This is a genomic window from Leclercia sp. M-A074-M (assembly GCF_965195605.1).
GTDB lineage: Bacteria > Pseudomonadota > Gammaproteobacteria > Enterobacterales > Enterobacteriaceae > Enterobacter.
The window spans coordinates 177098-199256 of sequence record NZ_CBDAHM010000005.1; the positions used below are offsets into that span (position 1 = coordinate 177098).

General features: G+C 58.1%; 22 protein-coding genes and 3 pseudogenes. 18 read left to right on the forward strand and 7 right to left on the reverse strand.

All coding sequences use genetic code 11. The features are described from left to right. Window positions 1–77: 77 nt before the first annotated feature. Both lsrK and lsrR read right to left on the reverse strand, forming a co-directional pair. Window positions 78–1658, reverse strand: a complete 1581-nt coding sequence (gene lsrK, locus ACOKCT_RS12580) for an autoinducer-2 kinase (protein WP_103177115.1) — start codon at window positions 1656–1658, stop codon at window positions 78–80. Window positions 1659–1690: 32 nt separating this feature from the next. After that, complete coding sequence (lsrR, locus tag ACOKCT_RS12585; protein ID WP_103177114.1) at window positions 1691–2662, reverse strand: transcriptional regulator LsrR; 972 nt, start codon at window positions 2660–2662, stop codon at window positions 1691–1693. A gap of 214 nt (window positions 2663–2876) precedes the next feature. Here lsrR and lsrA point away from each other — a divergent pair, with 214 nt between their 5' ends. From lsrA to lsrG, 6 genes are read left to right on the forward strand one after another with little or no spacing between them, the layout of a single operon-like run. Further along, a complete protein-coding gene (lsrA, locus tag ACOKCT_RS12590) occupies window positions 2877–4364 on the forward strand; it encodes an autoinducer 2 ABC transporter ATP-binding protein LsrA (RefSeq protein WP_103177113.1) in 1488 nt (495 codons plus the stop codon). Next, window positions 4361–5392 carry an autoinducer 2 ABC transporter permease LsrC gene (gene lsrC / locus ACOKCT_RS12595; protein WP_159339913.1) on the forward strand — a complete coding sequence of 344 codons (1032 nt, stop codon included), beginning with the start codon at window positions 4361–4363 and terminating at the stop codon, window positions 5390–5392. Before lsrA ends, lsrC begins: the two co-directional genes overlap by 4 nt. Then, complete coding sequence (lsrD, locus tag ACOKCT_RS12600) at window positions 5393–6370, forward strand: autoinducer 2 ABC transporter permease LsrD (protein ID WP_103177111.1); 978 nt, start codon at window positions 5393–5395, stop codon at window positions 6368–6370. A gap of 1 nt (window position 6371) precedes the next feature. Beyond that, the gene (lsrB, locus tag ACOKCT_RS12605; protein WP_103177110.1) at window positions 6372–7373 is read left to right on the forward strand and encodes an autoinducer 2 ABC transporter substrate-binding protein LsrB; all 1002 of its coding nucleotides are present in this window, start codon (window positions 6372–6374) and stop codon (window positions 7371–7373) included. An 11-nt stretch (window positions 7374–7384) separates the two neighbouring features. Next, entirely contained in the window at window positions 7385–8272 is an 888-nt protein-coding gene (gene lsrF, locus ACOKCT_RS12610; RefSeq protein WP_103177109.1) for a 3-hydroxy-5-phosphonooxypentane-2,4-dione thiolase, read from the forward strand. Continuing rightward, window positions 8269–8562, forward strand: a complete 294-nt coding sequence (gene lsrG, locus ACOKCT_RS12615) for a (4S)-4-hydroxy-5-phosphonooxypentane-2,3-dione isomerase (RefSeq protein ID WP_103177108.1) — start codon at window positions 8269–8271, stop codon at window positions 8560–8562. Before lsrF ends, lsrG begins: the two co-directional genes overlap by 4 nt. Before the next feature lie 191 nt (window positions 8563–8753). Here the strand turns inward: lsrG and ACOKCT_RS12620 are convergent, their stop codons facing one another. Then, complete coding sequence (locus tag ACOKCT_RS12620; protein ID WP_103177107.1) at window positions 8754–9443, reverse strand: B3/4 domain-containing protein; 690 nt, start codon at window positions 9441–9443, stop codon at window positions 8754–8756. A gap of 63 nt (window positions 9444–9506) precedes the next feature. On the opposite strand from ACOKCT_RS12620, the gene ACOKCT_RS12625 reads away from it, so the two are divergent. Next, window positions 9507–10088, forward strand: coding sequence for a helix-turn-helix domain-containing protein (locus ACOKCT_RS12625; protein ID WP_409201141.1), 582 nt, complete (start codon window positions 9507–9509; stop codon window positions 10086–10088). A 68-nt stretch (window positions 10089–10156) separates the two neighbouring features. Here ACOKCT_RS12625 and ygjG read toward each other — a convergent pair whose 3' ends face one another. Then, complete coding sequence (ygjG, locus tag ACOKCT_RS12630) at window positions 10157–11536, reverse strand: putrescine aminotransferase (protein WP_420193532.1); 1380 nt, start codon at window positions 11534–11536, stop codon at window positions 10157–10159. Between the two features lie 420 nt (window positions 11537–11956). Here ygjG and ACOKCT_RS12635 point away from each other — a divergent pair, with 420 nt between their 5' ends. Then, window positions 11957–13477, forward strand: a complete 1521-nt coding sequence (locus ACOKCT_RS12635; RefSeq protein ID WP_103177105.1) for a methyl-accepting chemotaxis protein — start codon at window positions 11957–11959, stop codon at window positions 13475–13477. A 335-nt stretch (window positions 13478–13812) separates the two neighbouring features. Next, on the forward strand, window positions 13813–15363 hold the full coding sequence (locus ACOKCT_RS12640; RefSeq protein ID WP_103177104.1) for a methyl-accepting chemotaxis protein: 1551 nt from the start codon (window positions 13813–13815) through the stop codon (window positions 15361–15363). Here ACOKCT_RS12640 and ACOKCT_RS12645 read toward each other — a convergent pair. Beyond that, window positions 15360–15902: a PadR family transcriptional regulator gene (locus ACOKCT_RS12645; protein WP_159339918.1), complete on the reverse strand. Its 543-nt coding sequence runs from the start codon at window positions 15900–15902 to the stop codon at window positions 15360–15362. The genes ACOKCT_RS12640 and ACOKCT_RS12645 overlap by 4 nt on opposite strands. 236 nt (window positions 15903–16138) lie before the next feature. Here ACOKCT_RS12645 and ACOKCT_RS12650 point away from each other — a divergent pair, with 236 nt between their 5' ends. Continuing rightward, window positions 16139–16903, forward strand: a complete 765-nt coding sequence (locus tag ACOKCT_RS12650) for a siderophore-interacting protein (protein WP_159339919.1) — start codon at window positions 16139–16141, stop codon at window positions 16901–16903. On the opposite strand, the gene ACOKCT_RS12655 is transcribed toward ACOKCT_RS12650, so the two are convergent. Then, window positions 16904–18073, reverse strand: a complete 1170-nt coding sequence (locus tag ACOKCT_RS12655) for a DNA repair protein (protein WP_263950247.1) — start codon at window positions 18071–18073, stop codon at window positions 16904–16906. It abuts the gene before it with no gap. Window positions 18074–18230: 157 nt separating this feature from the next. On the opposite strand from ACOKCT_RS12655, the pseudogene ACOKCT_RS12660 reads away from it, so the two are divergent. From ACOKCT_RS12660 to ACOKCT_RS12685, 6 genes and pseudogenes are all read left to right on the forward strand, one after another. Continuing rightward, window positions 18231–18509: pseudogene (locus ACOKCT_RS12660) on the forward strand (VENN motif pre-toxin domain-containing protein); the annotation flags it as partial. A gap of 42 nt (window positions 18510–18551) precedes the next feature. After that, complete coding sequence (locus ACOKCT_RS12665; protein WP_103177100.1) at window positions 18552–18899, forward strand: hypothetical protein; 348 nt, start codon at window positions 18552–18554, stop codon at window positions 18897–18899. After that, window positions 18896–19336, forward strand: coding sequence for a hypothetical protein (locus ACOKCT_RS12670; protein WP_156655252.1), 441 nt, complete (start codon window positions 18896–18898; stop codon window positions 19334–19336). The genes ACOKCT_RS12665 and ACOKCT_RS12670 overlap by 4 nt, the downstream gene beginning before the upstream one ends. Window positions 19337–19375: 39 nt before the next feature. Beyond that, window positions 19376–19598 (forward strand): annotated as a pseudogene (locus ACOKCT_RS12675) (VENN motif pre-toxin domain-containing protein); the annotation flags it as partial. 279 nt (window positions 19599–19877) lie between these two features. Continuing rightward, on the forward strand, window positions 19878–20351 hold the full coding sequence (locus ACOKCT_RS12680) for a ribonuclease domain-containing protein (RefSeq protein WP_197431825.1): 474 nt from the start codon (window positions 19878–19880) through the stop codon (window positions 20349–20351). After that, entirely contained in the window at window positions 20348–20644 is a 297-nt protein-coding gene (locus ACOKCT_RS12685; RefSeq protein WP_103177098.1) for a barstar family protein, read from the forward strand. The genes ACOKCT_RS12680 and ACOKCT_RS12685 overlap by 4 nt, the downstream gene beginning before the upstream one ends. Before the next feature lie 38 nt (window positions 20645–20682). Here the strand turns inward: ACOKCT_RS12685 and ACOKCT_RS12690 are convergent, their stop codons facing one another. Next, complete coding sequence (locus ACOKCT_RS12690; RefSeq protein WP_156655251.1) at window positions 20683–20820, reverse strand: SymE family type I addiction module toxin; 138 nt, start codon at window positions 20818–20820, stop codon at window positions 20683–20685. Between the two features lie 63 nt (window positions 20821–20883). Here ACOKCT_RS12690 and ACOKCT_RS12695 point away from each other — a divergent pair. Continuing rightward, window positions 20884–21156: pseudogene (locus ACOKCT_RS12695) on the forward strand (hemagglutinin repeat-containing protein); the annotation flags it as partial. Window positions 21157–21469: 313 nt separating this feature from the next. Beyond that, window positions 21470–22147 carry a CsgG/HfaB family protein gene (locus ACOKCT_RS12700; protein WP_156655249.1) on the forward strand — a complete coding sequence of 226 codons (678 nt, stop codon included), beginning with the start codon at window positions 21470–21472 and terminating at the stop codon, window positions 22145–22147. Window positions 22148–22159: the final 12 nt, after the last annotated feature.

Genomic DNA, 22159 nt, shown 5'->3' on the forward strand with positions numbered 1-22159 from the left:
AGAACTTCCCCGGTGGCGCTGCGCTTACCGGGGCTACAAAACCGTAGGCCGGATAAACGCAGCGCCATCCAGCGTTTTTACGGCGCCGTTGCGCGCACCAGCCCCGGTGCCTGCCACATCGACGTTGTCAGCCCGCTGTCCACCAGCCCGAGCTGGTCGGCATAGACCGCCTGCCACTTCTGCATCATGCCGTCGTACAACGCCCGGTGTGCCGGATTGGGGGTAAATTCCCGGCTCCATTTCACCAGCGACTCTCCCGTGGCAGCCATATCATCATACAGCCCGGCGCCGCTCCCGGCGGCGATGGCGCAGCCCAGCGCGGTGGCTTCTTTCACCTCCGGCACCCGCACCGGCAGGCCGGTAACGTCGCTTAAGATCTGGCTCCACAGTGCCCCTTTCGCGCCGCCGCCGGCAAACACCAGGCTGTCAAAGGTGACGCCGGAGAACTTCGAAATCTGCGCCAGGTTGCAGGCGGAGACAATTGCCGCGTTCTCCTCCAGGGCGCGGAACAGGGTAGCCTTATTGCATTTTTCCGGGTCGATGGAGAGGTTAATAAACGACGGCGCAGCGTGATACCACTGCTTAAAGTGCATGGCGTCGGAGAAGATCGGCATCACCCCGTGAGAGCCCGCCGGCACCCGGCTGGCCATCTCCTCCATCAGGGCGTAGGTGTCCATCCCCATGCGTTCGGCAATCAGCTTCTCTTCGGCGCAGAAGGCGTCGCGGAACCAGCGCATGGTCAGCCCGGTGAAGAAGCTGATCGACTCCGCCTGGGCCATACCCGGAATGACGTGCGGGTTCACGCGGATGTTCATCTGCGGATCGGTGCGCACCTGCGGCAGGTTGACCACCTGCTGCCAGAAGGTGCCGCCCAGCACCGCGGTTTGCCCGGCGCGGACCACCCCCAGCCCCAGGCAGCCCAACTGCACATCGCCGCCGCCCATCACCACCGGCGTGCCTTCCCGCAGGCCCGACTGCTGCGCCGCCTCCCGGGTAACGGCTCCCAGCACGCTCCCTGTCTCTTTGACCGGCGAGAGGATATCGGCCCGCAGCCCGGCCATGTCCAGCAGCGCGGGCCGCCAGTCGCGGGAAAAGAGATCTAACATGCCGGTGGTGCCGGCGTTAGAGGGGTCAACGGCCAGCTCGCCGGAGAGCTTCGCCGCCAGCCAGTCGCTGATCATGGTGATGGTCGCCGCGTTGCGGTAGATATCCGGGCGATGGTGCGCCAGCCAGAGCAGGCGCGGCATGGCGCTCAGGGCCAGCGTCTGGCCGGAGACGTCATAGACTTCAGATTCAAAGCGGTAATCGTGGATCTCTTTGAGTTCAGCCACTTCGCGGCTGGCGCGGGCATCGACGTTGGCGCAGGCCCAGATGGCGTAGCCGTTGCGGTCATAGAGGACAATCCCCTCGCGCATCGAGCAGCAGGCGACGGACTGGATATCCGCCGCGCTCAGGTGCGCCCGCTCAAGCGCCTGGTGAATACACTGGCAGGCCAGCCGCCAGTTGGTGTCGAGGTCGAACTCCATCGAGCCGGGGACGTTCTCCACGCTCAGGTGTTTCCATTCGGCCTGGCCGACGGCTATCTGGTTGCCCTGGAGATCAAACACCACGGCGCGAACGCTGCCTGTCCCTGCATCTAACGCTAAAAGGTAACTCATGAGCTTGCCTCGTGTCAGGCGCAGGGCGACTCTTATCCGGCCAGAGCCAGCACCGCGCGGGCTGTCGTCTCTTCCGTCACCAGGCCATTGATACGGCGACCCTTCAGTGCGGCATAAATCGCATCGGCTTTCTCTTCTCCTCCGGCGACGCCAACGATGGTGGGCAACTGCGCCAGTTCATCGAGGGTGACGCCCAGTAATTCACGGTGGATCTCCAGATCCGATACCCGCTCTCCCTCGGCATTGAGGAAATAGCCCAGGATGTCACCCACCGCCCCTTTGCGGGCAAACATCAGCTGTTCCCCTTCGCTGATATAGCCGGAGCGCAAGATGGTGGCATCCCGGCGCTGGTTTACGGCGCCAATGCCGACCACGGCGGCGTCGGCGGCGGTGGCGGCGAGGATCACATCCCGCACGCTGGTTTCCCGCTTCAGGATCCCGGCCACCTCTGCGGAGGAGACCCGCAGCGGGGCGGGGATCATGCTGACGCTGCAGGCGGCATCCAGCTGACCAATGCCGGTCATATAGGGCCCGACGCCGCCGGAGAGGGTCACCAGCCGCACCTGCTGGGAGCTGATAAAGCCGCTTAAGTGCTGAATGCAGCTCATGGTGGTTTCACCAAATCCCACCGCCAGCAGTTGCCCCGGCTCCAGCACGCCCATTAACGACTGCGCGGCGCCAATCCCTAAGCGCACGCTCATCGCCGGGGTATTCAGGGCGGGCAGCACGCGCACCAGCTTCAGGCCGAAACGCTGCTGAAGCGCGGTCTCCAGCGCCAGACACCCTTCGTAGCGGGAGTTGATCTGCACGCGGATCACCCCGGACTGTCGGCCCTTTTCCAGCAGCCGTGAAATCTTGAGCCGCGGTAAACCCAGCCGTTCGCCGATATCGTTCTGCGTCAGGCCGTCGTGGTAGTAGCACCACGCCACGCGCGCCACCAGTTCCTCTTCCGTCAGTGCCAGTCCGGCAAATCGTCCCTCTTCGGCAACGCGTTTCTCAGCCATATTTGAACTCTTATCAAAATTTAGATCATATGTTCGCTTTGCCGCAGCTTGAATCTGTGAGCCACACGGCAAAACGGATATTCCGGAATGTTTCAGCATTATCGGGATCATATCCATAAAACTGTGATCCCTGCACGGTTGTAAATATAGTTCACCGTCTACGCTTTTGAACATTATTAATTTCAAAAATCATTTGTTCAATAGCGGAGCGATAATGAGAGCACTGATTGAGGCGCGCGGGATCCAGAAGCAGTTCTCCGGCGTTCCAGTATTGAAAAACATTGATTTCACTCTGCTTGCGGGCCAGGTGCATGCCCTCATGGGGGGCAACGGCGCCGGGAAATCGACCCTGATGAAGATTGTCGCCGGGGTCGAAACGCCCGACCGCGGTGAACTTTCTATTGAGGGCCAGCCTTTTGCTCGCCTCAAACCGGGCCAGGCCCACCAGCTCGGCATCTATCTTGTGCCCCAGGAGCCGATGCTGTTTCCGAACCTCAGCGTGCGGGAAAACATTCTCTTCCGCCTGCCGCGCGGGCAGGCCACCGCCCAGCGTCTTGGGGATAAGCTGGAGCAGCTCCAGTGCCAGCTCAATTTAGACGCTGCCGCCAGCACCCTGGAGGTGGCGGATCAGCAGATGGTGGAGATCCTGCGCGGGCTGATGCGCGAGGCGAAGATCCTCATCCTTGATGAACCCACCGCCTCGCTGACACCGGGCGAAACGGAGCGCCTGTTCCGCCAGATCCGCGCGCTCCAGGGGACGGGGGTCGGGATTGTCTTTATCTCTCACAAGCTGCCCGAAATTCGTCAGCTCGCCAGCCATGTCTCGGTGATGCGCGACGGGGCGATCGTGTTGAGCGGCGAAACCGCGCAGTTTGACGATAACGCGCTCATTGCCGCCATGACCCCGGTCAGCCGCGACCCGCAGTTGAGCGACACGCAAAAGCTGTGGCTGGCGCTGCCCGGCAATCGCCGCACCCAGGCGCAGGATTTTCCGGTGCTGCGGGTGGAGACGCTCACCGGGGAGGGCTTTATCGATCTTAGCCTTGAGATCTACGCCGGGGAGATCGTCGGCCTGGCGGGATTAGTAGGCTCCGGGCGCACCGAGTTTGCCGAAACGCTCTACGGCCTGCGCCCGTCGCGGGGCGGAAGGATCTGGCTCGAAAACCAGCAGATCGACCGCGATCCGGTCAGCGCCCGGCTGGAGAAAGGGCTGGTCTATCTCCCGGAAGACCGGCAGGTCTCCGGCCTGTTTCTCGATGCGCCGGTACGCTGGAATACCGTGGCGCTGAACGAACCTTCGCTCTGGCAGCAGCGCAAACGCGAGGCGGCGGTGGTGGAGCGCTATCACCGGGCGCTGGGGATCAAACTCAACGGCCCGGATCAGACCGTGCGCACCCTGTCGGGAGGCAATCAGCAGAAGGTGCTGCTGGCCCGCTGCCTGGAGGCCAATCCGCTGCTGCTGATTGTTGATGAGCCGACCCGCGGCGTGGACGTCTCCGCCCGGGCCGATATCTATGGGCTTCTCAAAAGCGTGGCGGCGCAAAACGTGGCGGTGCTGATGATCTCCAGCGACATGGATGAGTTTCCCGGCCTGGCGGATCGGGTGCTGGTGATGCACCAGGGGGTGCTCAGCGGGGAACTGCCGCGCCACGCCGTCAGCCTCGATCGCATGATGGCCCTGGCCTTCGGAGGGCAGGCATGAAAACACTCCTGAAAAACCGCGAGCTCAGCGCCCTGCTGGCGATCCTCGCCCTGTTTGTGGTGCTGGTGGCCCTGAATCCGGCCTATCTCAGTTTGCAGACCCTGGGGATGATCTTCGCCAGTTCGCAAATCCTGATCCTGCTGGCTCTCGGCGCCGGGCTGGTGATGCTGACCCGCAATATCGACGTGTCGGTCGGCTCGATTGTCGGGCTGTGCGCCATCGCCGTGGGGGTGGCGCTGAACAACGGCTACGGCCTGCCGGTGGCGATCCTCTTTGCGCTGGCGATCGGGGCGCTGGCGGGGGCCTTCAACGGCCTGCTGGTGGTGGGGCTGCGCATTCCGGCGATTGTCGCCACCCTCGGCACGCTGGGGCTGTGGCGCGGGGCGATGCTGCTCTGGACCGGCGGGAAGTGGATTGAAGGGCTGCCGGTGAGCCTGAAAGCGCTGTCGGAGCCGGTGGCGCTCGGGGTATCGCCCCTGGGGTTTGTGGTGCTGATGATCGCCGCTCTCGGGGCCTGGACGCTGTCGCGCACCGCCTTTGGCCGCGATTTCTACGCTGTGGGGGATAACCTCGCCGCCGCTCGCCAGCTGGGGGTGGCAGTCAACCGCACCCGGATGGTGGCCTTCACCCTCAACGGTGTGCTGGCCGCCTGCGCCGGGATCGTCTTTGCCGCGCAGATCGGCTTTGTGCCGAACCAGACCGGCAGCGGGCTGGAGATGAAAGCCATCGCTGCCTGCGTGCTTGGGGGCATCTCCCTGCTCGGCGGTACCGGCACCTTAATCGGCGCCCTGCTGGGGGCCTTCTTCCTGACCCAGATCGACACCGTGCTGGTGCTGTTCCGCCTCCCGGCGTGGTGGAATGACTTTATCGCTGGCCTGGTGCTGCTGGGGGTGCTGGTACTCGACGGACGGCTGCGCCAGGCGCTGGCGCGTCATCAGCGGGCCCTGAAGTACAGCCGTTTCCAGCCGGGCAACAAAGGGGGGAAGCACGTCACCCCATTTCCCAAACGCAAAAAAGAGGTGGCGTAGATGAAGCTTAACTGGGAGTGGGCGCTGCTGCTGTTACTGGTGCTGGAGATCCTGCTGTTTGGCACCCTTAACCCGCGGATGCTCGACATCAACATGCTGCTGTTCAGTACCAGCGATTTTATCTGCATCGGCATTGTGGCGCTGCCGCTGACGCTGGTGATCATCAGCGGCGGCATCGACATCTCCCTCGGCTCGACCATTGGCCTGTGCGCCATCGCGCTGGGGGTGATGATGCAGTCCGGCGTGCCGATGGCGGCGGCGATCCCGCTCACCCTGCTGCTCGGGCTGCTGTGTGGTCTGTTCAACGCTTTGCTTATCCACTACACCGGCATCAGCCCGCTGGTGATCACCCTTGGCACACTCTACCTCTACGGCGGCGGGGCGCTGCTGCTCTCGGGCATGGCCGGGGCGACCGGTTACGAAGGCATTGGTGGTTTCCCGGAGAGCTTCACGGCCTTTGCCAATCTCACGGTTATCGGGCTGCCGATCCCGCTGGTGCTGTTCGCGATCATCACCTTTATCTTCTGGCTGATTACCCATCGCGGGCGCTTTGGCCGCCATCTGTTTCTGATTGGGCAGAATCCGCGCGCGGCGCGCTATGCGGCGCTGTCGGTTAACGGCATGTCCTACGCGCTCTATGGCCTGGTGGGGGTGGCTTCGGCGATTGCCGCGCTGGTGATGGTCTCCTATTTCGGCTCGGCGCGCTCTGATTTAGGGCGCGACCTGCTGATGCCCGCGCTCACCGCGGCGGTGCTGGGCGGGGCGAATATCTATGGTGGTTCAGGTTCGGTATTGGGTACTGCGCTGGCGGCATTGCTGGTGGGGTATCTGCAACAGGGGTTACAGATGGTCGGCATCCCCAACCAGGTGTCGAGCGCGCTGTCAGGGGCGCTGTTGGTTGTGGTGGTGATGGGACGTTCACTGAGTCTGCACCGTGAGTGGGTGCGATCTCTCTTCACAAAACTACCCGGAGCGTAAGATGAAAATAAAACTGATGGTGCTGGCCGTAGCATTAAGCGTTGCCTCGGCGCAGGCCGCCGACCGCATTGCGTTTATCCCGAAACTGGTGGGGGTCGGCTTCTTTACCAGCGGCGGCAACGGGGCGAAAGAGGCGGGTAAAGCGCTGGGCACGGACGTCACCTACGATGGCCCCACCGAGCCGAGCGTCTCGGGGCAGGTGCAGCTGATCAATAACTTCGTCAACCAGGGCTATAACGCCATTATCGTCTCCGCCGTATCGCCGGACGGCCTCTGCCCGGCGCTGAAGCGCGCCATGCAGCGCGGAGTGAAAGTCCTGACCTGGGATTCCGACACCAAACCGGAGTGCCGCAGCATCTACATCAACCAGGGAACCCCGGAACAGCTCGGCGGCCTGCTGGTGGAAATGGCCTCGAAGCAGGTGACCAAACCGGACGCCAAAGTGGCCTTCTTCTACTCCAGTCCCACCGTCACCGACCAGAACCAGTGGGTGAACGCGGCGAAAGCCAAAATCGCCAAAGATCATCCTCAGTGGCAGATCGTCACCACCCAGTTTGGCTATAACGACGCCACCAAATCCTTGCAGACCGCCGAGGGGATCTTAAAAGCCTACCCGGATCTGGATGCGATCATCGCCCCGGATGCCAACGCCCTGCCGGCGGCAGCCCAGGCGGCGGAAAACCTGAAGCGGGAAGGGGTGGCGATAGTCGGCTTCAGCACGCCGAACGTTATGCGTCCGTATGTGGAGCGCGGCACGGTGAAAGCCTTCGGCCTGTGGGATGTGGTGCAGCAGGGCAAAATTGCGGTCAATGTCGCCGATCGTTTGTTGAAAAAAGGCGATCTTAACGTCGGCGACAGCGTGGAGATCAAAGATATCGGCGCCCTGAAGGTCGAGCCGAACAGCGTGCAGGGCTATCAGTATGAAGCGAAAGGCAACGGCATTGTGCTGCTGCCGGAGCGGGTGGTGTTTACCAAAGAGAACATCAACAACTACGACTTCTGACGGGAGAGAACATGGCTGATTTAGACGACATCAAAGAGGGCAAGAACTTTGGCATCGACCGGCCGCAGCAGAATGTGCCTTTTACCCTGAAGGGGTGTGGGGCGCTGGACTGGGGGATGCAGTCCCGCATGGCGCGCATTTTTAACCCCACCAGCAACCGCACGGTGATGCTGGCCTTCGATCATGGTTATTTCCAGGGGCCAACCACCGGGCTGGAGCGCATCGATCTCTCTATTGCGCCGCTGTTCGGCGAAACCGATGTGCTGATGTGTACCCGCGGCATTCTCAGAAGCACCGTGCCGCCCGCCACCAACAAGCCGGTGGTGCTGCGCGCCTCCGGGGGCAACTCGATGCTGGGTGAACTCTCCAATGAGTGTGTGGCGGTGGCGATGGAGGATGCGCTGCGCCTCAACGTCTGTGCGGTGGCGGCGCAGGTCTATATCGGCAGTGAGTATGAGCATCAGTCGATCAACAACATTATCAAGCTGGTGGATGCGGGCAACCGCTACGGTATGCCGACCCTGGCGGTGACCGGTGTGGGTAAGGAGATGGCCCGCGACGCGCGCTATTTCTCGCTGGCCAGCCGTATTGCCGCCGAGATGGGGGCGCAGTTCGTTAAAACCTATTTTGTGGAAGAGGGATTCGAGAAAGTGACCGCCAGTTGCCCGGTGCCGATTGTCATCGCCGGGGGTAAAAAGCTGCCGGAGCACGAGGCGCTGGAGATGTGCTTCCGCGCCATCGATCAGGGGGCGTCGGGTGTCGATATGGGACGCAATATCTTCCAGTCCAGCGCGCCGCTGGCGATGCTGAAGGCGGTGAAGAAGGTGGTGCACGAGAAGATGAGCGCCCGCGAGGCGTACCAGTTCTGGCAGGAGGAAAAACAAGGAGAAACACAATGAACGTGACCTTAGTGGAGATCAACATTAAGCCGGACAAGGTGGACGAGTTTCTGGAGGTATTTCGCGCCAACCATGAAGGGGCGATCCAGGAGCCGGGCAACCTGCGGTTTGACGTTTTGCAGGATCCGCGGGTGAAAACCCGGTTCTTTATCTACGAAGCTTACAAGGATGAGGAGGCAGTAGCGGCGCATAAACAGACCCCGCACTATCTGGCGTGTGTGGAAAAGCTTGAGGATCTCATGTCGGAGCCGCGTAAAAAACGTTGTTTTGTCGGGTTGATGCCGGCGTAAAAATCGCCCGGTGGCGCGTTGCTTACCGGGCCTATGGGCTTGTGCGGTCTGTTGCCCGGTGGCGCTGCGCTTACCGGGCCTACAGGGATGGTGCGGTTTGTTGCCCGGTGGCGCTGTGCTTACCGGGCCTACAATGGTTCAAATGGTGCGGGTTTTGTAGGCCGGGCAAGCGCAGCGCCGCCCGGCGTTTTTCAGACCAGCTCCAGCAGCTGAACCCGCGCTGTTGCCCCCGGCATCAGCCGTTGCAGGTTGCTGACCAGCTCATCCCCGGCCGCTTCCAGCGCCGCTAACGGCATGGCGGGCAGGCTTTCGAGAATAAACCACATGGTCTGCGCCTGGCTGTCCAGCCGGGTACGCACTCCCTGTCGCCAGTTCCAGCGTCGGCAGGTCACTCCCACGTCGTCGCGCCAGATAACCTCGCCCACCTCGGGATATTCCATGCCCGGCTGACCCTCTTTAACGGTATCAAACGGCTCGCTGCCGTCGGCCAGCGTCAGCCGCGGAGCCCCGGTATAGGCGGCAAGATTTTCCCCGCCCACCGGGATGGCGTAGCGGATACTGACCGCATTGTAGATATCCACCACCGGATCGAGCGGCGGCAGAGTGCCCTCTTTCAGCACCCGTTTGCGCAGAGCGCTGGCGGAGCAGGGGGTGCGTTTCGGTTTGGCGCCAAAGGCTTTAAACACCTCATCCCAGGCGGCGAGATGGGCTCCGGCCCAGGAAAAATCATCGTTTAACACCTGCTGGCAGGCCTGAGCTAATGCGGCGGAGGCCACTTCCGGGGCGGTAATGGGCGCGGCTTCAACCACGATGCTCAGCGCGCGGAACCCCGGCGCGATCCCGGCAAGACGCGGATCTATTGACGGCGTAAGGAGGGACATAAATAATCCTGTATCGACTGTTTTATACCATGGTAATGACCAGTGACTGATAAAGTCAATATAATGACCGAGCACGGTGCAGACGTGGCCCAGGTAAGCCTGGCGGTCGCGAACCGTATCCGCAACTGGCGGAAAGAGAAAAAACTGTCGCTGGACGAGCTGTCGCGCCGCGCCAGCGTCAGCAAAGGGATGCTGGTGGAGATCGAAAAAGGGGCCGCCAACCCCAGCATTGCGATCCTCTGCAAGCTGGCGGCGGCGCTGGGCGTCTCGGTGGCGGAGATCGTTAACGTCGCCAGCGAGCCGCAGGTGCATATTATCGAGGAAGCGGCGATCCCGGTGCTCTGGCAGGGGGAGAAGGGCGGTAGCGCCCGGCTGCTGGCGGGGACGGCTGGCCCGGATATGATTGAACTCTGGCGCTGGGAGATGCAGCCGGGGGAGTGCTTTACCTCACCGGGGCATCCGGCGGGCACCTTTGAACTGATCCACGTGGAAGCGGGAGTACTCACGTTGAAGGTGAAGGAGAGCGTGACGCAGGTGGTCGCTGGCGCGTCGGCGGTGGCAAAAACCGAAGCGGCGCACAGCTATGGGAACGAAGGGGCAAACGTGCTGCGGTTCACCATGACGGTGGCGGAGTTTCATCGGTAAAAAAACGCCCGGTGGCGCTGCGCTTACCGGGCCTACAAAAACCAAAGCCGTTGTAGGCCCGGCGGTTTTTACGCTTCAGTTACACTCACCCGCAGCGCCGCCAGCGCCTTGCGGGACGCTTTCAGCACCTGCTCACACTGCTCAATGGTCAGCGTCAGCGGCGGTTCGATGCGAATGGTCTTCGAGTTGTTGAGCGTGCCTGCTACCAGCACCCGCTGGCGGAACATCTCGCTGGCGAAGCTGTAGCCGGTTTCGTTATCGACAAACTCAATCGCCATCAGCATCCCTTTGCCGCGCGCCTCCTGGACCAGGTCCGGGTATTCACGCCCCAACTGACGGAAGCCATCCAGCAGCATGTCGCCTTTCTGCTCCGCCTGGGCGGGCAGGTTCTGCTCCAGCAGCACGTTGATGGTCGCCAGCGCCGCGGCACAGGCCAGCGGATTGCCGCCAAAGGTGGTGGTATGCAGGAAAGGATTATCGAACAACACCGAGAAGACCTCTTCGGTGGCGACGGTCGCGCCAATCGGCATCACCCCGCCGCCCAGCGCTTTCGCCAGGCACAGAATGTCCGGCTGCACGTTTTCATGCTCGCAGGCGAACATCTTGCCGGTGCGCCCCATGCCGGTCTGCACTTCATCCAGGATCAGCAGCGCGCCAAACTCATCGCAGAGCTTACGCACCGCGGGCAGGTAGCCCTGCGGAGGCAGGATCACGCCGCCTTCGCCCTGGATAGGCTCGAGGATCACCGCCGCCACCTCATCGCCGGTTTTATGGCATTCCGACAACATGGTGCGCATGGCGTTGATATCGCCGAACGGCACATGGCGGAAGCCCGGCAGCAGCGGCATAAACGGCTTACGGAAGGTGGATTTCGCGGTGGCAGAGAGTGCCCCGAGCGACTTGCCGTGGAAGGCGCCGCTGGTGGCGATAAACGTGAATTTCCCGCGCGGCGACTGATACGCTTTGGCGAGTTTGATCGCCGCTTCGACCGATTCCGTGCCGCTGTTACAGAAGAAGCTGTATTTCAGTTTCCCCGGCGTCAGTGCCGCCAGCGTTTTTGCCAGCATCGCCCGTAAGGGGTCAAGCAGTTCCTGGCTATGAAGGGGTTGTTTTGCAAGCTGATTTTGTACGGCGGAAACCACTACTGGATTACGGTGCCCCACGTTGAAAATACCAAATCCACCCAGGCAATCTATAAACTCCTGTCCCTGAGTGTCGACAAGCGTATTCAAACTTCCCGCCTGCCACTCTACGGCTCCGTAATCCCCGCCTGCCGTTACCGATTTCCTGTATTCGAGAAAACCTGGATTGACATGCTCTTTGAAGTAATCAATCACCTCGCGGTTAAGTTGTTTCATCTCCTCATGATCAAGCGTTCGCTTCTCAATGAGATTCAAGGCGTGCGCGGTACAGGCAAGGGCCGACGCGCTGGAAGGTAACCTGTTCAAGATGTGCTCCCGGGGATGGCGTATCACATGATACTGGATTAAGTATTGCAGGCTTTACGCCACATCCAGGGCCTTAACAAAAATCGGGATAAACGCCAGGTTAAAATAATGTTACACAATATTTAATCATGCAAAAGCGCAGCCTGGCCGCTGCGGCAGGGAATTTTCAGAAACAGAGATGCCCGCTAGCAGTGCATTTGCTCTGTTTTAGGGCGGTGAGAGAGCAGATATGGATCCTCCTTCAGGAGTAGTTTCGTATCGAAATCATTAGAAATCAATAGATTAAGAAAGCGTACAAAAAATGCGGTTTAGTGGCGTTTTGCGATCTCAGGCATGTTTAACAACTAAAGATATGTTCGTTACCGCCGTAAAATATTTACGCCACAAAAATAACATTCAAGTAACCTGCAAGGGATGCCTATGTCGCCTCAACCGTTTGTCACGCAGTGTGAATACCCGCTGCAAGATGACACCACCCTGATGTCCACCACCGATCTGCACAGCTACATTACGCAGGCCAACGACACGTTTGTGCAGGTAAGCGGGTATACGCTTGCCGAACTGTCAGGACAGCCGCACAACCAGGTCCGCCACCCGGATATGCCAAAAGCGGCCTTTGCCGATATGTGGTACACCCTGCAACAGGGCGAACCCTGGAGCGGAATTGTGAAAAACCGCCGCAAAAATGGCGATCACTACTGGGTGCGCGCGAATGCGGTGCCGATGGTGCGCAACGGCCAGACCACCGGGTATATGTCCATCCGCGTGAAGGCCACGCCGGAAGAGATCGCCGCTGTCGAGCCGCTCTATAAGGCGCTGAACGAAGGGCGCAGCAAAAAGCGCGTGCATAAAGGGCTGGTGGTTGCCAGAGGCTGGACCGGCAAACTCCCGTCGATGCCGCTGCGCTGGCGGGTCCGCGGCGTGATGACCGCGTTATTTGCCGTGCTGGCGGCCACCCTGTTTGCCACCGGTGCGGGATGGGCAGCGCTGGGCGCCAGCGCGCTGGTCATGCTGCTGGGTACGCTCCTGTTTGAGCAGCAGATCGTGCATCCAATCGAGAACGTGGCGCGTCAGGCGCTGAAGGTGGCGACGGGCGAGCGCAACAGCGTTGAGCACCTCAACCGCAGCGACGAGCTGGGGCTGACCCTGCGGGCGGTCGGTCAGCTCGGGCTGATGTGCCGCTGGCTGATCAATGATGTCTCCAGCCAGGTCGTCAACGTGCGTGACGGCAGCGAGCAGCTGGCGAGGGGCAACGACGACCTCAACGATCGCACCCACCAGACCGTCTCGAACGTGAAGCAGACCGTGGAGACCATGAACCAGCTGGCAATGACCGTACAGAACAACACCAGAACCGCCGTTGACGCCGATAAGCTCTCCATCGCCGCCAGCGACGCCGCCACCGAAGGCGGACACGCGATGCAAACCGTGGTCAAAACCATGGACGAGATTGCCGACAGCACCCAGCGTATCGGCTCTATCACTAAGCTGATCAATGACATTGCCTTCCAGACCAATATTCTGGCGCTGAATGCGGCGGTAGAAGCGGCCAGGGCAGGGGAGCAGGGCAAAGGCTTTGCGGTGGTAGCCGGAGAGGTGCGTCATCTTGCCAGCCGCAGCGCCACCGCCGCCAACGACATCCGCAAGCTGATCGACGCCAGCGCCAGTAAAGTGCTGTCGGGCTCGGAGCAGGTCAATGCCGCCGGGCGCACGATGGACGATATTGTTGAGAAAGTGCAGAACGTCACCCGGCTTATCGCGGAGATCAGCCATTCGACCTCCGAGCAGGCGTCCGGGCTGTCGGAGCTGACCCGCGCGGTAGCGGAACTGGATTCGATTACCCAGAAAAACGCCGCGCTGGTGGAAACCAGCGCCCAGGTGTCGGCGATGGTGAAACACCGGGCTAAACGCCTTGAGGATGCGGTCACCGTCCTTCACTGAGTCAGTAATGTTCTAAAAAAGCCGTTTACGCTTCACAGCGTAAGCGGTTTTTTTATGGCGAATTGTCATTATTTTTATCATTTATTGTTACTTAAATATTAAATAATTAAAAAAATCGCCGCGGTTAATTCTCTCTGCCTGCGTCTGTTTTCCCTGAGGCGTTGTCAAAAAAACGGTTCCGGTGGTTGTATAACGATCGATGAGTTAAAATTAATAGTCTGCGCCTATCCATTGCGGTGATTATGAAATAAAAAAGCGATCAAAGTCATAAAGTTAGCGGTAGAGTTACCGATAACGCTGATCGTCTGAGAAATAATCACATCGATGGAGTAAATATGTTCTTACACGACGTTAAAATCGGCACGAAATTATTTCTGGCGTTTGGATTCTTTATTGTCCTGATGGGGATAAGTGCGAGTTTATCTCTGTTGAGCCTGAACCGGGCAAATAACGGGATGCAATCCATCATCACCAGCGATTATCCCACGACCGTAAAAGCCAACCAGTTAATCGAAAATTTTCAGGAATTTATTAGCACCCAACAGCTGATGCTGCTGGACGATCAGGGCACTTACACGGCGCAGTCAGAGCAGCATCTGAAGGCGATCAGCGAGCGTATCACCCTGATCCTCGGGGAGCTGGACAAGGCCCTCCAGGATAAGCAATCCCAGCAGGTGCTGGCCGATATCCGCGGCGTTCGCCAGCAGTATCTTGACTCCCGCTATCGCATTTTGCAGGCGGTGCAGAACAACGATCGGGCGGGGGCGATTCAGGAGATGATGACCAACACCCTCAGCCTGCAGCAGGCTTATAAGGCGAAGGTGCAGGCGCTGATTGCGATCCAGAACACCCAGATGCAGCGCGCAGGTGAAGAGGTGGAGGGCGATTTTAAAAGCAACCGCCTGGTGCTGATCCTCATCACGCTCTTCAGCGTGGTGGCGGGCAGCCTGATGGGCTGGTTTATCGTGCGCTCCATTACCCGTCCGCTGGGCGAGGCGGTGGGCTTTGCCCAGTCCATTGCCGAGGGCGATCTCACCCGCAACATTGCCTCGCACGGGAAAGATGAAACCGGCCAGTTGCTCACGGCGCTGATGGAAATGAAAGCCCGTCTGCTGGAGATTGTGCAGCAGGTGCAGACCGGTTCGGAGAGCATCTCCAGCGCCGCGGCGCAGATTGTGGCGGGCAACCAGGATCTGGCGGCGCGTACCGAAGAGCAGGCCAGCTCCGTTGAACAAACGGCGGCGTCGATGGAGCAGATCACCGCGACGGTGAAAAATACCGCCTCACATACCGGCGAGGCGACGAACCTCTCTGCGGACGCTGCCCGGGTGGTGAAACACAACGGCGAGATGATGCAGCAGGTCACCAGCAAAATGCGCCTGATTAACGAGACCTCCAACCGGATGTCCGACATCATCAATCTGATCGACTCCATCGCCTTCCAGACCAATATCCTGGCGCTGAACGCAGCGGTAGAAGCGGCGCGCGCGGGCGAGCATGGCCGCGGCTTTGCGGTGGTGGCCGGTGAAGTTCGCCAGCTGGCGCAGAAAAGCGCCACCTCGGCCAGCGAAATTCGTCAGCTGATTGAAAGCTCAACCAGCCAGACCCAGGACGGGATGGCGCTGGTGGAAAAAGCCAGCGGGCTGATTAATGGCATGGTGGGTAACGTGGAGGAGATGGATGTCATCCTGCGTGAGATCCGCCAGGCAAGCCATGAGCAGACGGAAGGCATCTCGCAGATCAACAGCGCCATTGGCCTGATTGACTCCACCACCCAACAGAACTCCGCCCTGGTGGAGGAGTCCGTTGCGGCGGCATCATCCCTTAACGAGCAGGCGATGAACCTGAAAGCGCTGGTGAAAGTGTTCCGCGTCGCCGCCGCTTAATCGAGCTGGGAGATCTCCAGCGCCGCGCGGTCGATCACGCCGATAATCTGTTTGATCTGCGCGTCGCTGGTCTCTCCCTGATTCACCTTCAGATCCAGCACCGCTTTAAAGTTATCCAGCGCCCGCTTCATCTGCGGGTTTTTGCGCAGCTCAAAGCCCACGCAACGCGCTTTGACGCGCGCCAGAATGTGCTCCAGATGGTCTATGTTTTCATCCAGCCACTGCTGTCCGGCAACGGTGATCTCAATCTTTTTACGCCCGTTCTCCTCCTCTTTAAGCGTAATAAACTGCTGATCCTCCAGAAAATCGAGCGTCGGGTAGATGACGCCCGGGCTGGGGGTGTAGTTGCCCTGGGTCAGGGTCTCGATCGCCTTAATCAGCTCGTAACCGTGGCTGGCGTTGCGGGTCAGGATATCGAGGATCACCAGCCGTAATTCGCCGTGTCCAAAGAAGCGCTGGCGGCGGCCGCCGTGATGGTGTTCGCCGCCGCGTCCGCGGTGAGGGTGATCGCGGTGGTCATGGTCGTGAGAGTGTCGCATCGTCTTTCTCCGTATTTTTGATATATCTAATTTATATCTAAATCTTAAAAACAAGCAACGTCGTCGCACGTAATTTATTTAAGTTACTAATATTTAAGGTTTTTAATGTGTGTGGTTGGCTTTGGGATTGCGAAATCTTTCTATATCAAAAAAATCTTGCAATTCTGCTTATTAGCAATCATTATCATTTAACTTTCATTTCCGATATATCGATTTCACTTTCACGAAGGCACATTATGACCACTACCCGCTACCCTCAACGTGTCCGCAACGACCTGCGCTTTCGCGAGCTGATTGTGCTCCGCGTGGAGCGCGTCAGTACCGGTTTTCAGCGCATCGTACTGGGCGGCGAAGCGCTGGAGGGCTTCAGCTCCCGCGGCTTCGACGACCACTGCAAACTCTTTTTCCCGGAACAGGGCACGACCTTTGTTCCTCCGGTCGTGACGGACGAGGGCGTGGAGTGGGGTGAGGGCGTCCGTCCGCAGGCGCGGGATTACACCCCGCTGTATGATGCGGCCCGTCACGAGCTGGTGCTCGATTTCTTTATCCACGACGGCGGCGTGGCAAGCCAGTGGGCGGTAGAGGCAACGCCGGGAGATACCCTCTCTATCGGCGGCCCGCGCGGTTCGCTGGTGGTGCCGGAAGATTACGCCTGGCAGCTGTACGTCTGTGATGAGTCGGGCATGCCCGCCCTGCGCCGTCGTCTGGAGACCCTGCGCGCGCTGCCGGTGCGCCCGGAAGTGCACGCCGTGGTGACCGTGAGCGATGCCGCCTGTCAGGACTATCTGGCGCACTTAAGCGAGTTCAACATCACCTGGGTGGTGGGGCATAACGAGCAGGCGGTGGCGGATCGTCTGGCGGCGCTCAGCGTGCCGGCAGACGATTACTTCATCTGGCTGACGGGGGAAGGGAAGGTGGTGAAAAACCTGAGCCGCCTGTTTGAAACCGACGCCATCGATCAGAAGCTGGTGCGTGCCAGCGCGTACTGGCACGCCAAATAGTCAGGCCACGTCGTCGAGCTGCGCTTCGCTGACCTGATGTTCCAGCGAGGCGCGCACCTCGTGCAGGGCTTTCTCCTGCTGGGCGAAGTAGGCTTCCATATTGCTCAGCGAGGAGACCAGCAGCCAGGACTCCTCTTTTTCCAGCTCCGCCAGCTCGCTCACCAGGGTGTCGATCTGTTCGCGAACCTGGGCCATTTTTTTGCGGATACGCGTCAGATCGTTCAGCCGGTCGCTGGCCATCAGCGGCTCCAGCCCCTGATGCAGGCGGGCCACCAGGGAGCGGATCGCCTTCACGTCGCCGCGCTGCTTCGCCTGGTTCAGCTGCACCATCATGGCGTTCGCCTCTTCTTTCAGCTCGTCCGCCACCAGATCCGGGTGACAGAGCTTGCTCGCCTGGCGCCAGAGCCGTTTTAACTCGTTCTGATCCTCTTCGGAGAGGTCTTTGCCTTTGCGCAGCCGGATCTCCGCCTCATGCTGCTGCTCGCGGTATTTTTCGTACTCATCGTTGGCCTCGTCCCGCGCCTGGCGGGCGGGCTCCTCTTCCCGGGTCAACCCGGTTTCCAGCTCCTGGGCTTCGGCTAGCAGGTTGGCGATCAGGTTGCTTTGCTGCTGCAGTTGCTTGCGCGCCGCGGCGGCCTGCACCGAGTCGGCAGGCTGATCCCGCCAGTGCCGGGTCAGGGTCGTCAGCACCTCCACCGCCTGGGCGACATACTGCTGGCAGCGGCGGTAATCCGCTTCCCGGCGGCGCGCCTCTGCCTGCTGACGACGCAGATTCAGCTCCGCCAGGGTTTTGCGCAGGGCGAGGATCTGGCTCATCAGTGGGCCGAGACGGGTAAGGTAGAGGTCGTTAAATTCGTCCAGCTGCTGGACGCGGGCGTTACGGCGATCGATAAGATCGCGCAGGCGCTCTTCCAGCGCTTTCAGCTCCAGCTTGCTGGCGGCCAGCTGCGGATCCCGCCAAGTGGTAACGGCACGCTGGCTCTGGAGCCATGCGGTAATGGCCGCCATCGCCCCGGTGTAGTTTTTCTGCTCAAGCGCCACGACGATCGCCCGCAGCTCCTCGTCAAAGGCTTCGCTTTTTAACCGTGCCAGCTGACTCTCGATGATGTCGTCATCTTCCAGTTCGATAGCATTTTTAATGATTTCCAGCCGTTTGATCGGTGTGCTCATGATGCTTTTCGCTTTTGCGCTTAAGTATTTGAGTTAAGGGTAGTTGTCAGGAAAACAACAGGGAATAATACACATGTCTGATGAATGGCGCGACGGGGGAATGCGTTAATCTTACCGTATCGGTCACGGTTCCGACCTGAGCGATGAAGCGAAGGTGGTGGCCCACGCCATTCTGGGCGGTGCCGTGGCGGCCATCCAGGGTAACAGTGCAGCGGCAGGTGCCGCGGGTGCGGCCACGGGCGAGCTGGCGGCGAAAGCCATCGCGGGTGTGCTCTATCCTGACGTAAAAGACCCGTCGAAGCTGAGTGAGGAGCAGAAGCAGACGGTCAGCGCCCTGGCGACGATTTCGGCGGGAATGGCCGGCGGGCTGGCGGGAGACAGCACGTCCTCAGCGGCAGCCGGGGCGGGGGCCGGGAAGAATGCGGTTGAGAATAACTAGCTGAGTAAGGATAAGCCCGGTATCTTCGATATAAATCCGATGTTGAAAATTGGAATTGAAGGTGCAGATGGCGATCCGCTGAAAGGTGGTGGTGGTGTAGCAAAAAGCAACAGTAGCACTATGCTGGGTCAGTATGGTGTTCAAACGGCCAGCAAGACTATATGGAAAGGAACGGGCAAAGAACGTATCGATGTCGAAAATCCTAATCCAGGCCAAAGGCCAGGAAAATTGCACTATCAAGATAATAAGGGTAATAAATATATCTATGATCCTAAAACTTATTCTTTCCCGGACGCGCCAAAATCAGTGAATAATTTATTGAAAGACACATCTTTTGAAAAGGCTATAGATAAAGGAATGATTCAATATTTGGGAGAGAAAAAATGATATATAATTCGCTGATGTTAGAGGCATTGCGTAATGCTTGTTGGAGTGACTTAGTATTGCCAAAAGAACTCTGTTTATGGGTTGAGAAAGGTTTTGTAAAGCAAGCAGACTGTTTTTTTCTTGCAGCTCTTTTTACAGTCTATCCAAATGATAACTATTTGATGGATAAGACTGGTGTTGAGTGTTTTGTTAACTCTTTTCATATAGATGATTATGTTTCTGAACGATACTTAGACTATGCTTGTTTGTTTTGTAATACCATTTTGAATAAATGGTCCCTTGAACGAAACGATAAAAAACTGAATATGATAGTGTCGATGGATGAATTTGGTGCGGTGGTTAAATTTCATGTAATACGGCAAGGTGAGACTTGGTTAAGTAATAACCTTGAGAAGTATGAAGAAGCAATTTTTGCAACGACTGATGTCATAAGTTAATAATCTCCTAAGATGCGCAAACGCGGCTCCCGCTACCACGGACGCGGCTGCGGGGAGCTTGCGGCGAAAGCGGTAGCGGGGTGGAGGGTTTTATCCTGACGTGACCGACCTGTCGAAGCTGAGCGAGGAGCAGAAGCAGACGGTCAGCGCCCTGGCGACGATTTCAGCGGGAATGGCCGGAGGGCTTGCCGGGGACAGCACGGCGTCTGCGGCAGCGGGGGCGGGAGCAGGGAAGAATGCTGCTGAGAATAACCTGCTGAGCGGAACGGAAGACGGTCATACTGTATTCGTGCAGGAACGCGCTAAAAATGTCATGTCCTGCACAACGGATCCAGGTTCCGAAAGTTGCAAAAAGGGCCTGGCGATGCAGAATGCGCTGATGGTGGCGTTGCCAGCCGGTCTGGGTGGTGGAGTACTGGCGGCTGCGACACCTGAGATAGTCGCGGCAGCACAGGCCGCTATCCAGGCCTATACCGGAAATGTGGTGCTGTGTCTGAATAATGCCGGTATCTAATTATCGGAAGCTATTGTACCGGGTGGCGTGGGTGCTGCCGGTGCGATAGGGATAGGGAAAACGACTGCAGAAGCCATTGCGGCGAAAGCTGAATCTGTGGCGGCTAATGCAGCCCACAACGCGGCAAACTATGCTGGGTTGAAGATGGATCTGAAAACAACTGAAGCAGCAAACGAACTTGTGGATAGTTTACGTAACACAGGGCAGTTGCCTCAGAACTATGTAAATAAAGCAGAGGCCATGGCTAATGGGTGGAAACCAGGGAAAGCATTAAATAATACAACTCCAAATGGACAGATAGGAGGGGATGTATTTGAGAACTCGACCAATTTACTTCCTTCTGCACCAGGACGTGTATGGCACGAAGCCGATGTCGGCTTGAGCAACACAATGTCACGCAGCAACCAAGCAGGTACAAGGCTTTTATATTCCGATGATGGTCTTCTCTACATCACCACAGATCATTATAGAACGGCGACTTCAATAGGTACGTGGAAATGACTGACAACGAAATTATATTGGATGGACAAAATATACATACGGAATCTGACTTTCACAGTCTTCTCGCTCAACTATTAGATTTTGGCCCATACTACGGGAAAAATCTGGATGCGTTATGGGATAGGTTAAGTACGGATGTGGAAAGACCTGTCAAAATAATATGGCTACATTCGGAACTATCGAGTCAACGTCTTGGTGTATGTTTTGACAAAATCATTCAAATCTTTGAGCGAACTAAGCAGCAGGATATTAAATTTTCTTGGGATGATAAATTTGATTATGTTCTGAAATAACGAAATTTCCGGCCTCAGCGCCGGGATCTTTTTACCTGTCAGCCCTTAACCGGTTCGATCACCAGTCTTCCCTGCTCAACGCTGATTATGACCGGCGTGTCGGTGCTGAATCCCGCTTCTGCCAGCCAGTTACCGTTCAGTCGCAGGCAGGGGCTGAATGAATACCAGATGGACATGCAGATACAGGCTTTTTAACAGCTTTGGTAAAAATGGAACGCGGGGCATAAAACCGCGTATCGGGCGTGGGGGTCAGCATCGGTGGCGGCACCAGCGGCTACGGTATCGGCGTCTTTGCCAATGTGAATGCGGCGAAGGGCCATGAGAAGGGTAACGGTACTGCCTGGACGGAAACTACCCTCGACAGCGGCGGCACGGTCTCGATGACCAGCGGGCGCGATGCCATCCTCGACGGCGCGCACGTGAGCGGTAACACCATCGTGGCCGATATCGGACGCGACCTCCTGATGCGTAGCCAGCAGGACAGCAACGATTATAAATCCAGGCAGAACAGCGCGACGCGGACAGCACAACCTGATGATAGTCAGCACCTATAAAAAAATCGGCACAGCATCTTTATTGTTAAATGAAAAAAAGCAAACCCCAAAATAATCTGAAAATGTTACCAACATAAGGTAATTAAATTGCCACCTGTCATAATAGATGCCCCAATAAAAATATGCGTCAGGAGAATAACAGGAAGTAATCAATTTGGTATTCATGAAAAAACCAGTGACTCATGGTTTGATTTATAGAAAATGATTGTCAGTGAGAGGCGCTAATAATTTTTTTAATTAGCCTGTTTTATTATAAGGAAATTTGAATAGCATGATAACAAAAGGACTAATCAGTTCGCTCTGCCTGAGCGCGTTACTGCTGACAGGATGTGCAACGGAATCCTCCCGTTCCGTCGAAGTCGCGAAAGTCGCCACCTATAACACCGCCTGGCAGGGCCAGCGCAGCCCAATCTCCGTTGGGAAATTTGATAACCGCTCCAGCTATATGAATGGAATATTCTCCGATGGTGTCGACCATCTGGGGAACCAGTCCAGGACCATTTTGATTACTCACCTGCAGCAAACAGGCCGTTTCAACGTGCTGGATCGCGCGAACATGGAAGAGATTAAAACCGAGTCCGGCATCAGTGGTCAGCGCCAGCAGTTGAAAGGGGCAACTTATGTCATTACTGGTGACGTGACGGAGTTTGGCCGTAAGGAGACCGGCGACAGGGCGCTGTTTGGCATTCTGGGGCGCGGGAAATCACAGGTGGCTTATGCAAAAGTGGCCCTGAATGTGATCAATGTCCGCACCTCTGAAGTGATCTACTCCTCGCAGGGAGCAGGTGAATACGCGCTCTCTAATCGTGAAGTGCTCGGCTTTGGCGGCACCGCCAGTTACGACGCTACGCTCAACGGCAAAGTGCTGGATCTCGCCATTCGCGAAGCGGTTAATAATCTGGTTGCCGGGACGGAGAACGGTGGCTGGAACCCGTCAAATACACATTAAAAGGAATTGATG